Annotated in this window: 12 protein-coding genes; 5 read left to right on the forward strand and 7 right to left on the reverse strand. The window is 69.4% G+C overall.

What is annotated here, in order from left to right; genetic code table 11:
* Positions 1–628: 628 nt before the first annotated feature.
* Positions 629–1,528, reverse strand: coding sequence for an aldo/keto reductase (locus IEZ17_RS38600; protein ID WP_189308302.1), 900 nt, complete (start codon positions 1,526–1,528; stop codon positions 629–631).
* A 539-nt stretch (positions 1,529–2,067) separates the two neighbouring features.
* On the opposite strand from IEZ17_RS38600, the gene IEZ17_RS38605 reads away from it, so the two are divergent.
* Entirely contained in the window at positions 2,068–2,409 is a 342-nt protein-coding gene (locus IEZ17_RS38605; protein ID WP_189308303.1) for a hypothetical protein, read from the forward strand.
* 250 nt (positions 2,410–2,659) lie between these two features.
* Positions 2,660–2,884: a hypothetical protein gene (locus IEZ17_RS43480; protein WP_229853045.1), complete on the forward strand. Its 225-nt coding sequence runs from the start codon at positions 2,660–2,662 to the stop codon at positions 2,882–2,884.
* A 497-nt stretch (positions 2,885–3,381) separates the two neighbouring features.
* Here IEZ17_RS43480 and IEZ17_RS38615 read toward each other — a convergent pair whose 3' ends face one another.
* Positions 3,382–3,879, reverse strand: a complete 498-nt coding sequence (locus tag IEZ17_RS38615) for a MarR family winged helix-turn-helix transcriptional regulator (RefSeq protein WP_189308304.1) — start codon at positions 3,877–3,879, stop codon at positions 3,382–3,384.
* A gap of 167 nt (positions 3,880–4,046) precedes the next feature.
* Between IEZ17_RS38615 and lgt the strand changes: the two genes are divergently transcribed.
* Positions 4,047–4,931, forward strand: coding sequence for a prolipoprotein diacylglyceryl transferase (gene lgt / locus IEZ17_RS38620; protein WP_229853046.1), 885 nt, complete (start codon positions 4,047–4,049; stop codon positions 4,929–4,931).
* A 377-nt stretch (positions 4,932–5,308) separates the two neighbouring features.
* Here lgt and IEZ17_RS38625 read toward each other — a convergent pair whose 3' ends face one another.
* Together IEZ17_RS38625 and IEZ17_RS38630 are read right to left on the reverse strand one after the other, a co-directional pair.
* Entirely contained in the window at positions 5,309–6,754 is a 1,446-nt protein-coding gene (locus IEZ17_RS38625; RefSeq protein WP_189308305.1) for an MFS transporter, read from the reverse strand.
* Between the two features lie 462 nt (positions 6,755–7,216).
* Positions 7,217–8,401 (reverse strand): MalY/PatB family protein, encoded by a 1,185-nt coding sequence (locus IEZ17_RS38630; RefSeq protein WP_189308306.1) that lies wholly within the window; start codon positions 8,399–8,401, stop codon positions 7,217–7,219.
* Between the two features lie 80 nt (positions 8,402–8,481).
* Here IEZ17_RS38630 and IEZ17_RS38635 point away from each other — a divergent pair, with 80 nt between their 5' ends.
* Positions 8,482–8,940, forward strand: a complete 459-nt coding sequence (locus IEZ17_RS38635; protein ID WP_189308307.1) for an Lrp/AsnC family transcriptional regulator — start codon at positions 8,482–8,484, stop codon at positions 8,938–8,940.
* Between the two features lie 156 nt (positions 8,941–9,096).
* Here IEZ17_RS38635 and IEZ17_RS38640 read toward each other — a convergent pair whose 3' ends face one another.
* The 3 genes from IEZ17_RS38640 to IEZ17_RS38650 all read right to left on the reverse strand — a co-directional run bounded on the left by IEZ17_RS38640 (position 9,097) and on the right by IEZ17_RS38650 (position 11,021).
* Positions 9,097–10,065, reverse strand: coding sequence for a pyridoxal-phosphate dependent enzyme (locus tag IEZ17_RS38640; protein WP_189308308.1), 969 nt, complete (start codon positions 10,063–10,065; stop codon positions 9,097–9,099).
* A 77-nt stretch (positions 10,066–10,142) separates the two neighbouring features.
* Entirely contained in the window at positions 10,143–10,358 is a 216-nt protein-coding gene (locus IEZ17_RS38645) for a hypothetical protein (RefSeq protein ID WP_189308309.1), read from the reverse strand.
* Between the two features lie 12 nt (positions 10,359–10,370).
* Complete coding sequence (locus IEZ17_RS38650; protein WP_229853047.1) at positions 10,371–11,021, reverse strand: helix-turn-helix transcriptional regulator; 651 nt, start codon at positions 11,019–11,021, stop codon at positions 10,371–10,373.
* Positions 11,022–11,571: 550 nt separating this feature from the next.
* Between IEZ17_RS38650 and IEZ17_RS38655 the strand changes: the two genes are divergently transcribed.
* The gene (locus IEZ17_RS38655; RefSeq protein WP_189308310.1) at positions 11,572–11,772 is read left to right on the forward strand and encodes a hypothetical protein; all 201 of its coding nucleotides are present in this window, start codon (positions 11,572–11,574) and stop codon (positions 11,770–11,772) included.
* The last annotated feature ends 385 nt before the right edge of the window (positions 11,773–12,157 follow it).

Below are 12,157 nucleotides of genomic sequence, written 5' to 3' on the forward strand. Positions count from 1 at the left end.
ATGACGACGGCGGTCTTGCTGAATGTCCGACACGACCTCGCTACGCCGGCGGATCAGCATCCGATGATGGCCCCAGGTCCGGTCCGAGTCGTACACCGCGGCGACGTCCTCGCCCAGCCCGAGACCTCGGCGGATACCGCGCCTTCGCCGACGCCGAACCGGACAAGCACGGGTAACCGGCGGGAACGCCCGCCGTCAACGGCGTCCATGACGTCGGTCAATGCTTAACGCCAACCACTGTTCCATTGCTACCCGAGGCCGAACCACGACAAAACCGCTACCCGGCTCGTCACCGAGGCTGGCGGCACCTGGAGCCGATACGCCTCCGGCGACCACACACGGTGACACTGCCACCGCCACCCATCAGGAATACGCGACACCTCAACATGCGCGCCTACCAGTCTCAAGCCCCGAACTCCGCCGCTGCCGCCATCGCAGTCCCGCCAGATCCGCTGCGTGCCAAGGGCGGGATCGAGGGAGCCGTCCACGATCTGACCGGCGAGCCGGCGGGCCATCGCCCACCACACCGCCGGACCATCGGTGGGCACGTCAACGGCCGGCCCCAGCTCGTCAACGCGCGCTCGAAAAGGTCCGGCGTCTCCTCACGTGCGACTGCCGGTTGTCGGCATCAGTGGGCGGTGCGGCCGATGGAATCGAAGGGTCCGCGTTCTTCCTCTGCCAGTTGCAGGGTCCCTGCCGCCAGGTTGTCGACGAGGTGGTCCGGGTTGCCCGTTCCCGGAATGGCCAGGACATGATTTCCCTGGTGCAGGATCCATGCCAGGCGTACCTGTGCCGCTGATATCCCGTGCGCATGGGCGACATTGAGGACCTGCTCGTGTTCGCGGCGGACGGCTCCGGACTCCCGTCCGTCGCCGGCAATGGCGAAGTAGGGTACGAACGCGACGCCGTGTGTGCCGCATGCGTGGAGCATCTGCTCGCCTGCGCGCGCGTCGATTCCGTAGCGATTCTGGACGCACACCACGGGTGCGATCGCCTGGGCTTCGGCCAGGTGGTCCAGGTTGGCGTTGGAGATGCCGAGGTGGCGGACAAGCCCGGCGTCGCGTAGCTCGGCGAGGGCCCCGAAGTGCTCGCTGATCGCCGCCTGACCCATGATGCGCAGATTGACCAGGTCGAGGTGGTCGCGGCCGAGCTGGCGCAGGTTCTCCTCGACCTGGCCGCGCAGCTGCTCGGGGCGCGCCGGGGCGGCCCACTCGCCGGACGCGTCCCGTGCGGGGCCGACCTTGGTAGCGATGACGAGGTCGTCCGGGTACGGCGCCAGAGCCGTGTTGATCAGCTCGTTGGCGGAGCGCAGCGACGAGAAGTAGAACGCCGCGGTGTCGATGTGGTTGACGCCGAGTTCGACCGCGCGGCGCAGCACGCCGATCGCCTGGCTGCGATCGCGTGGAGCGCCCTCGTGGAAGGCGGCACCACCAGTCAGGCGCATGGCGCCCAGGCCGATCCGGTTGACCGTGAAGCACCCGAGAAGGCAGGTGCCCGCATCCCTCGCAGAGACCGTGTCCGATGTCATCGCCGCCACCAGCTCCTTTCGAACAGCCCTCGCCCTTTGGAGATTTGGGACGGGGCAGGCGTGGAGTATGCCCAGGTAAGAGCCGTGGCGAGAAGGCGTGAGATGGCGGGGGAATGTCACAGTGAATTCGGGAATCTGCGCACGGCACTCCTGGATTATCAGAAGTGGCGCTTCCCCTTCAGGGCCTTCCCTTCTGAGCCTTCCCTCTCAAGCCGAGCCGCATGAGGAGAGTGGCGGCGGTGACGAGGCCACGGCAGACGCATCGATCCCTCTCGCGGCGGATCACCGGACAAGCTGATCAATACCACCCAACTCCCCCCAGCGGACAGCGATCCGCGGCCTCCGATCGGTGCACTGCGGCGGATACCCCCGAAGCCACCGAGAGTGCGGGTTATCCGATAAGCGGGGCGCAGCCAGGGCGTGGCAGTCGTGAAAGTCAGCGTGTCACCGAGGAGTTGGGACATATTGCGCATTAGTTTTCATAGACGTACGAAGCCGATCAACCTCTGATCGCTTCCGATCGACCTACCGGAGATGAAATGCGCAAGCTTCGTAAGGCCGCTGTTGTGATCGCCGTACTGGGCAGCGTTGGCCTCCTCGGCGCCGGCACCGCTAACGCCCATGGCGGGCGGCAGGGCGGGACGAGTTCCTTCTCCAGCGACGGGGAGGACGGCGGAAAGGGGGGCGGGAAGGAAGGGCTCTTCAACGTCTCCCAGGGCACCCAGTGCCGGTCGCACGATATGAACATCGACGTCCTCGGCGCGGTCGGCGTCCTCGACGGTGTGCTGGGAAGCGCGCTCAACGGCGAAGGCGCCGCGGGTGCGCAGCAGACCCGGATGGGCTCCACCATGGGCTGCAACAACGGCGCCTTCGAGAAGTAAGGGCAACGGCCCCGGTGCCCGGCCACTGGCCGGGCACCGGGGCTCACTTTTGACCGAGGGCAGTTCCTCGACGGCTGCCCAGGCAAGACCAGACCGGTCGTCAGCCCTCACCAACCACCGCCCTGAAGGCCGGACTTCGCACTGGATCAGGCCCCCTGACCTGCCGCGCACCCGGGCCCGCCCTCGCGAGCATCGACGCCCACCGAGTGATGAGATGCCGGATCGGATCCATCGCTGCTGAAGGGTGCGGGTGGAGTTCAACCTCGTAACCGACGTGCGGCTGGGCGTTCTTGATGGACTCGTCCGCAGAGAACCGCTGTTTCGCCGACCCGAGTTCGGCACGACAAGGGCTGATTTCGAAGCCACGACAGCTTCGGACTTCTGGGAGACGGGGGCATCCGGGCAGCGCTACGACCGTGCGTATGTACTCGATGTCCTGGAAGAACGCCATAAGGATCCGCCGACCGCGACGTGAGACTTCCGAGTTCTCCTGCCGTGAACTGGCACCGGATGTCTATCTGTTGACCTATACCTTGGTCCTCAATGGACGGAGGTCGCGGCGGGCGTCCATCTGGCAGCAGGATGCGGACGGGTGGAAAGTCCTTTGCCACTAGGGCACGGTGGTTCAGGATTCGTGAGCAATCGCCGAGCGAAGCCGATCAGCCCCGCCGTCAGCGGCGTTGGGTGGATCAGCGGAGGGGCGTTGGGCGGATCAGCGGAGGTTCGGCCGGCTGGTCCACCGTCGGCGGTTCTGCCGTGACGGCAGTCCGCCCTCGCCGTCGACGGCCGACCCCGCGCCTCAATGTGCGCGGTCTTCCCCGCCATGTTCCGGAGCCGGGCCGCTCGCATGCCGCGTGCCGCGTGCCGCCGGGATCCGCCTGCGGTGTCCGCAGGTGCGGGACGAGCGGCAGCGCACGGGGCCGCGTCGAACAAATCCGGGCGGTAAGGAACCCTCTGCGGCCCCAGGCCCTCTTACTCGTCGTCGAAGGGTTCATCCAGCTTCTCGGCGAGCCGGAAGAGGGCAGGCAGGGCTCCCAAGATCGCGGCGCGCTCGGTGTCGCCGAGGGCGGAGAGTGCGGCATCCATGCGGCGTTCGTGGGCTGCGATCCAGGCGGCGAGCTGTTCGCGCCCCGCGTCGGTGAGGGTGACGGCAGAAGCGCGGCGATCAGCGACGTCTACGTCGCGGGCGACCAGGCCCGCGGTGATCATCTGGCCGATCAGCCCGCTCACCGTGCTGGGGGCCAGGCGCTGGCGGGCGGCAAGGTCGCTGATACGGGCGGGCGAGTGCTCGCCCAGCACCTGAAGCAGCTCCACTTGGGCCATGGGCAGCGCTTCCCATGGGTAGTCCGTGCGGATCGAGGCGCGCAGCGCACGGCGGAGGCGGGTGACAGCCTCGGTCAGCTGGCGGGCGTCCGGCGCCTCACCGGTGGGCCGGGGCGGCGGGACCTCGGAGCGGGGCTGCGCAGACATGCGGCAAGCGTATCCGGACCAGGGTCCGGGCCCGTCTGCCACGTCCTACGGGTACCAGCGATCACGCGGGACGCCCGCACCGCAAAAGCGTCGGTGTCCGATGTATCGTCGTACGGGTCCTCCCCGGCCCCGCGCCGGGTCCCGTGCGCGCAAGAACGGTTGTGACCATGAACCTGGCGTACCTGCCCAGCCCGTCCCAGGGGGTGTGGCATCTCGGGCCGGTGCCGATCCGCGCGTACGCGCTGTGCATCCTGGCCGGAATCTTCGTTGCCGTATGGCTCACCGGACGCCGTTGGGAGGCCCGGGGCGGTCACCGCGACGACATCGCCGACATCGCGGTCTGGGCGGTGCCCTTCGGGGTCCTCGGTGGCCGCCTCTACCACGTGATCACCGACCCGGAGCTGTACTTCGCCGCCGGCCGGCAGCCGATCCACGCCCTGTACATCTGGGACGGCGGTCTGGGCATTCCGGGTGCAGTGGCGCTCGGTGCGGTGGGTGCCTGGCTGGGCTGCCGCCGTCGGGGCATCCGGCTTGCGGACTTCGCGGATGCCGCAGCCCCCGGTTTGGTGCTGGCCCAGGCGATCGGGCGCTGGGGCAACTACTTCAACCAGGAGCTGTACGGCCGCCCCACCCACCTGCCGTGGGCGCTGTACATCGACCCCGCACACCGCCCGGCCGACAGCCCCGCGGTCGCCCTGTACCACCCGACCTTCCTGTACGAGTCCCTGTGGGACCTGGGAGTGATGGCGCTGCTGCTCTGGCTCTCCGCCCGCTACTACCGGCAACTCCGGCGCGGCCGGCTCTTCGCCTGCTACGTGCTCGCCTACACCACGGGGCGCGCCTGGATCGAGGCCCTGCGCATCGATCACGCCAACCACTTCCTGGGCCTGCGTCTGAACGACTACGTCTCCCTTGTGCTGTTCATCGGCGCGCTGGTGTACCTGATCGCCACCCGCCGTCCGCAGCCGGACGACGACGCCTCGCAGCCATCCGCCGGCGACGAAGAAGCGGTGCCGGTGGCCGCCCCGGCGCCCGTCGGGGAAGGCTCATAACGGAATCGGCGGGGCGCCGACCGCCCCTGGCCCCGGCAGCATGGGACCGGCCGCATCGGGCCAACCGCATGGTGGTTGGCGCCCGTTGCTGCCGGTCCGACTGCTTCTCTGCAAGCCCGCGCATGGGGAATCGTTCTGTCCCAAGCCCGCCCCCGGCACGTACGCGCACGTCGCACCGCAGCGCACCGCTCCACTGCGCACCGGCCGTCCCTGCACGCAGAACAGATCCTGCGGAGGGACACTGGGGCGTGCTCCATCGCGCGGCCCGAGGGCGTGAGCATCGGGGGACGGGACGCAGCGTCACCGTCGCATCGCCACACCGCCGTGCGAGCCGCTGAGCCCGTTGGGGACCGTGGCTTCGCCCCCGTGTCTTCCGGTCACCGCGCGCGGTGTGCTGCGGGAGGCTCCGAATCCGGTCCCAGCCATGCCGAGGCGACCGCGACGGCCGAGACCCCCACCAGGATCAAGGCGGACCACCGGGCTCCGGCTTCGGTCCCGCCGCCGGCCGCCAGGTGCAGGGCGAGGGTGACCAGCGCGACACCCAGTGCGGTGCCCAGGCCCCGGGTCATGTTGACCAGGCCGCCTCCCGTACCGGAGCAGTGCGCAGGGATCGCCTCCATGATCATGGTGTTGTTGGCCGGGGTGAAGGTGCCCAGCCCCAGTCCGGCCAGCGCCAGGATCGGAACCAGCGCGGCGGTGGTCAGTGGGAGCACCAGGAGCGCGGCCATCGCCACGCTGAACACGACGGCTCCCGCCAGGCACCGTTTCGCATCCGTGAGGGAGTGCGGCAGCAGCCGGTCGCCGCCGGTCGCCGCCAGCGCGAACCCGGCGGGCAACGCCGTGAGAACCGCTCCCGCGGCCAGGTCCGACGAACCCTGTGCCGTCATGACGACCGGCACCAGTACCAGCGGGCCGAACAGCACCAAATAGCCGCTCAGCGCGCCGGCCAGCCCGAACGCCACGGCCGGTACCCGTAGCAGATCAAGATCCAGCAGCGGCGTGGCAGCCAGCCGCTGACGGCGGACGAAGCCCCAGCCCGCCACGGCAGCCACGGCGAACAGCAGCGCCACGGCCCATGCCGGTACGGGCAGTCCGGAGGCTGCGGACACCCCCAGCAGTGCGCTGGTGGTCGCCAACCCCAGCAGCCCCAGCCCGGCCCAGTCGAAGCGTGCGACGCGGGTACGGGCCCGGGTCCGCGGCAGCAGGTAGTGCCCACCCACCAAGGCGAGCAGCCCGATCGGCACGTTCACCCCGAACACCCAGCGCCAGCCCAGCGTGGACACCAGCGCACCGCCCACGGTCGGCCCCAGGGCCAGCCCCAGCGCCTGTGCGGCGGCCTGCACGCCGAGCGCCCGGCGCATCCGCGCACGCGGCGCACTGGTGGCCACCAACGCCACACTGTTGGCCTGCATCATGGCCGCCCCGGCCGCCTGCACGACGCGGAAGGCGACCAGCGTGACCAGGGACGGGGCCAGCCCGCACGCCGCGGATGCCAGCGTGAACACGGCGAACCCGTAGAGATACAGCAGCTTGCGGCCATGCGCGTCGGCCAGCCGCCCGGCCGGTACCAGCAACGCCACCAGGGTCAGCAGATACGCCAGCGAGACCCACTCCACCGCCGCCAGCGGCGCATGGAATTCGGTGCGCAGGCTTCCGTAGGTCAGCGTGACGATGCTGGCGTCCAGCTGTCCCATGAACGCCCCGAAGCACACCGCGGCCACCGCGAGCCACCACGCGTTCGGTCGCGAACGTATCCCGTCCGGGCGGGCCCGCTCCGTCGTGAGCACGGCCGACCACCGCTTCCTGGACGGGCGCGGCGTCATACGAGTGACCATGCCTCCAGATTACAACGGTCACCGAAATATTTTGCTACCGTCCCATATCGAGGGGCCGGCAGATCGAGTGGACGGCCGGCCGCCGCGAGCACAAGAAGCACTACCCGGCCTCCACTCCCCCGTCCCCGTCCCCGTCCCCGTTCGGCACGGTCGGTGAGGGCCGTCGTCCGCAAGGGCAGCCGCGTGGCATCGCCGCATGCCACGCTTCCCGGCACGCGCCGGGCGGCCGGGCGGCCGGGCGGCCGGGCCGAGCATCCCGGGTGAGCGGTCAACGTCCAGAAGCGTGCCGATGCCTCGCGGCAGCAGCTGCTCCAGGGCGTCCGCCGCCGCCTGCGCTCGCGGTTCGCCGCCCCGAGAAGCGTCGTAGCCCTCGGCGACCGCCTGTGTGTGTGAACCGGCGTGGGCGGAGGGCGATTTCCGACATGTGCGGTGCGTTGGCACACTGCGCGGTCAGGCGAGGGCGGCGGCCATGCGCCGGACCGCCTCGGTGATCAGCTCCGGCGAGGTGGCCAGGTTCATGCGGACGAAGCCCGCGCCGCCGGTTCCGAAGGCGACCCCGGAGTTCAGGGCGACACGGCCGCGCTGGAGGAAGACCTCGGCCGGATCGTCCCCGAGGCCCAGGTTCCGGCAGTCCAGCCATGCCAGATAGGTGGCCTGCGCAGGTGCGTACCCGATGGCGGGCAGGTGCTCGGCCAGCAGACCGGCCAGCAGGCGGCGGTTGTCGTCGAGGCCGGAGAGCACGGCGTCCAGCCAGTCGCCGCCGTCCCGCAGGGCTGCGGTGTGGGCGATGATGCCGACATGGCTGGGGCCGTGGCTGACCTCTTCGGGGAGACCGGCGAGGTCGTCGGCCGCGGCGGGCCCGGCGATGGCGAGGGCGGCCTTGAGTCCGGCCAGGTTCCATGCCTTGGACGCGGATATCAGGGACAGGCCGTTCTCCGCACCGGGAACGCTCAGGTACGGCACGAACGACGCGCCCGCCGCCACGATCGGGGCGTGGATCTCGTCCGCGACGACGCGCACGCCGTGCGTGCGCGCCAGGTGCGCGACATGCGTCAGCTCGGCGGCGGTGTGCACCGTGCCGGTCGGGTTGTGCGGGCTGCACAGCAGATACACCGGCCGGTCCGCGCGCTGGTCGGCCTGCCGGAACGCCTCCCTCAGCACGGCGGCGTCGATGCGTCCGTCCCGGTCCAGTGGCGCCTCGACGATCGGCCGCCCCATGCTCTCGATGAACTGGTAAAAGGGCGGATATACAGGGCAGTTCAGGATGACGGGATCGCTCGGTCCGGAGACGAGCTTGAGCATTTCGACGATGCCCAGCATCACGTCCGGCACAATCGCCGTGCGTTCCACGGCAAGACCGTCCCAGCCCCACCGCGCACGGGCGAAGCCGGCGAGCGCCTCGGCATACGCCGTCCCGGCCGGGTAGCCCGTGTCACCGAGCGCCACCGCGTCGGTGATCGCCCGCCTGACCGGCTCGGCCAGCAGCACATCCATCTCGGCCACCCACAGCGGCAGCACATCCGCCGGATAGGTCCGCCACTTCATGCTGGTACGCCGCCGCAACTGCTCCAGCGAGAGCCGGCACAGCGGATTGGCGCCGTCAGGCGCAAAGGTGTCACGCGACATGCGGTCCATGCGCCGAAGATAGACGGAATTGCACAGAAAATTTTTGCCTCTTTTGCCGCTCTCGCCGGAGTCCCAGGAATAATTCAGCTATGGATGCAGTGGACCGCAAAATCCTTGCCGAGCTGCAAGGGGACGGGCGGATGACCGTCACCGACCTCGCCGACCGGGTGCAGCTGAGCATCTCGCGCTGCCAGCGCCGCCTGCGCGAGCTGGAACGGACCGGCGTGATCCGCGGCTACCGCGCCGTCGTGGACGCCGCCGCGGTCGGTTTCGGCTTCGAGGCCCTCGTCTTCGTCACCCTGAGACTGGAAGATCAGGACACCCTCGCCGCCTTCGACACGGCGGTGGCAGGAATCCCGAACGTCGTGGAAGCCCAGCGCCTGTTCGGCTCGCCGGACTACCTCCTGCGAGTGGCCACCGCGGATCTCGCCGCGTACCAGCGCCTGTACGAGGACAAGCTGGCGAAGCTGCCGAGCGTGCAGCGATTGAACTCCACCATGGTCATGAAGCAAGTCGTCAGCGCCCGACCGCTGCCCGCGGTGCCGTGATCTCCGGATCTCCGGATCTGCGATCTCCGGATCTGCGATCGGCGATCGGCGATCGGCGGCTCGGCGGCTCGGCGGCTCGGCGGCTCGGCGGCTCGGCGGCTCGGCGGCTCGGCGCAACAGCATGCCGTGCGCGGCGGAGGACGGACTCGGTCGGCGTCAGGCGCCGATGAGTTGGGCGAACCGTCGGGTGTCGATGTTGCCTCCGGAGGCGATGAGGCCGATCCTTCGGGGAGGGTGGGGGATGCGTCCGGCGATGAGGGCGGCCAGGGCGGTGGCGCCGCTGGGTTCGAGGACGATCTTCAGGCGTTCGAAGGCGCACCGCATGGCGTTGCGGATCTCGTCATCGCTGACGAGGGCGATGTCGTCGACCAGGCGCTGGTTGATGACGAAGGTGATCTCGCCGGGTGTGGACACCGCCTGCCCGTCGGCGATGGTGCGGGGAAGGGGGATCTCGACGCGTTCGCCCGCTTCGAGGGAGCGTTTGGTGTCGTCGCCGTCGACCGGTTCCACTCCGATGACCCGGATGCCGGGGTGCCGTGTCTTGGCGGTGATGGCACTGCCGGCGATGAGTCCGCCGCCGCCGACGGGGACGATCAGGGCATCGAGTTCGCCGGTCTCCTCGAAGAGTTCGAGGGCCGCAGTGCCCTGGCCGGCGATGATGTGCGGGTGGTCGTAGGGAGGGAGCAGGGCCAGGCCGCGATCCGCGGCCAGGGCCTGCCCGAGCGCCGTACGGTCTTGGCGGTAGCGGTCGTAGGTGACGATTTCCGCGCCGTATCCGGCCGTTGCCTCCCGCTTGGACTGCGGGGCGTCCTCGGGCATCAGCACGACGGCGCCGGTGCCCAGTTCACGGGCGGCCAGGGCGGTGGCCTGGGCGTGGTTGCCCGAGGAGTAGGCGGCGATGCCCCTGGCCAACTGCTCAGGGGGCAGCTGGGCCGCAGCGTTGTAGGCGCCGCGGAACTTGAAGGCCCCCGCGCGCTGGAAGTTCTCGCACTTGATGAACACCTCGGCGCCCACCAGGGAGTTGAGGGTGCGGGAGGTGAGCACGGGGGTGTGGTGGGCGACGCCTTTCAGTCGCGCGGCGGCTGCTCGGACGTCGTCGAAGGAAACGGGCAGATCGGCAGGCATGCGGCATCCTTGTGGGGATCAGGGGTGTAGGAGTCGGGAGGCGGCCGGCGTCCGGACGGCGGCCGGGGCACTGGCCTTCACAGGGACGCGTCCGGTTTGTTCAGCGGAGCCAGGCCCCGGTACAGGTAAAGGTGCAGGTCGTGCAATCCGATCCCCGAGCTGTCGAAGGTCGTGATGTCGCTGCCGCTGCCGCGCCCAGCGCCTCCGACGGGGACTTCACCGAGCGGGGTGAGCACGGAGTCCCGCGGTGCGTGCTGGCACTCCCCCGGCCGCAGCTCTCGGACGTCGGCCATCTGGATGGTCCTTCACTTGGCGTAGTTGTAGACGGTCGCCCGGGACACGCCGAGCAGGTCCGCGATCGTCTGCGCGGCGTCGCGCGAGTCGAAATAGCCGTCCCTGTACAGCTGTTGCACGAGCGCCTTCTTGTCCGCCCGGCTCAGCGACCTCGGGGTTCCGGCGCGCTCCGCGGAGAGTGCCTCGACCGCCTGGCGCAACTCGCGTGCGTTGCGGTCCCGCAGCGTCTCCAGAGACTGCTCGCGGTGTTCGGTGTCGGTGGCCACGAGGTTGGACAGCGCGAGCGTCACCGGTGACAGCACGGACACATCGAGGTTCAGGCAGAGTGCCGCGATGTACTCGCCCGCGGCGTTCTTGATTCCGATCGAGGTGCTCTTGGCGGGACGTCCGTCCGGGAACTGGTTGGGGTAGTTCTGGATGACGCTCGGGTACTGCGGATCGTGGATGCGACGCAGACCCAACTCCGTTACGGAGTCGCCTACCTGACGCCCTGACAGATTGTTCTCGATCGCCCGGATCGCATGTTCTGGATCGCGCAGGTCATGCAGGACCACCTCGCAGAGCCCCGGAAACATCCGCCCCAGAGCGACGGCGATCCTCTCGGCTTCGTGGATGAGATGCTCGTCCGCCTCGACGGCGGCATCGGACACCGCATCGGACACAGGGTTCCTCCTGTCAGCTCCGATACTGCGCAACCCGCGGCCCCGACGTAGCGCGCTCCTCGGCGCTCGAACAACCGGAGGGGTCACACCCGCATCCGCATTTGGATTCATTGTCCATCTCTGGACAACAAGGCTAATCATGTCCACGTTCGCTGTCCAGGGCAGTGGCGACGATCTCGCGATCGCCGCCCGGCTGCGCGGAACCGGCCCCCTGTCGATGAGTTCAGCCCCTCCCGACCTGCGGGCCGGCGGAGGCGGAGTGAGGGTCAGGGGCAGGCCGGGGTCGGGGCCGGGGTCGGAAACCATGCGAACGGCATTCAGCGGCAGGCCGGCAATCTCGGTTTCGGCGCGGAGACGACGACAAGTGCCGAGCAACTGCCGTATCGACCAGGCCGGTCAGCCGGTCAGCCGGTCAGCCGTGGTCCGCTTGCGCACGGGGCGATGCTGGGCCGTTGGGGTGGTACAGCGGTGCGATCAATGTGATCCGGGTTTCCGCGATCACCTCGGCGATAACGCTCCCCATTACACACTCCTTACTGGAAGGAACCTCATGCGTATCCGTACCGCTGTGGCCGCCGCCGCTGTGGCCGCCATCGCAGTCCTCGGCGCCGCGAGTGCTGCCTCCGCCGACGGCCCGGACGACGTGTCCGGCTCCGCGGGCATGGGCTCCGACATGCCTGTGGGGACGGGCGACGCGGCCGGCAATTCCCTGTCGGGGCTCAACCAAGGCCCCAGGTCCGGGAACGGCTGATGCGACGCTGACCTGGTCGACAGCGACTGGGGCAGCCCGGCGCCGCAGCTGACTCGTGGGATTCGCCCCAGTTGGTTCGCGCTGCCCAGGGCCCGGCGATGCCGATGCGCGCCGGGCCCTGGCTATGGGGCGACGGGAAGCCGCGTTCGACGGCGTTGGCGAAATCATCCGGCGCGTTGCGGACGGTGATTCGTTCGCGGAACCAGCCGTTCAGCCATCGGTCGGGCGACAACGGCTCGATCCACGCCCCCTGCACGCCAGTCAACGACGCACCGACCGGACATTCGCATGAAGCGAAGGGAAGCCGTCGAAGGGGAAGTCCTAGGTACTGCAACCGCATGTGGCGTGACTGATGGCGGTGTTGTTCGTTGGTGTGACTGTGTGA

Source organism: Streptomyces albospinus (genome assembly GCF_014648695.1).
Taxonomy (GTDB): Bacteria; Actinomycetota; Actinomycetes; order Streptomycetales; family Streptomycetaceae; genus Streptomyces; species Streptomyces albospinus.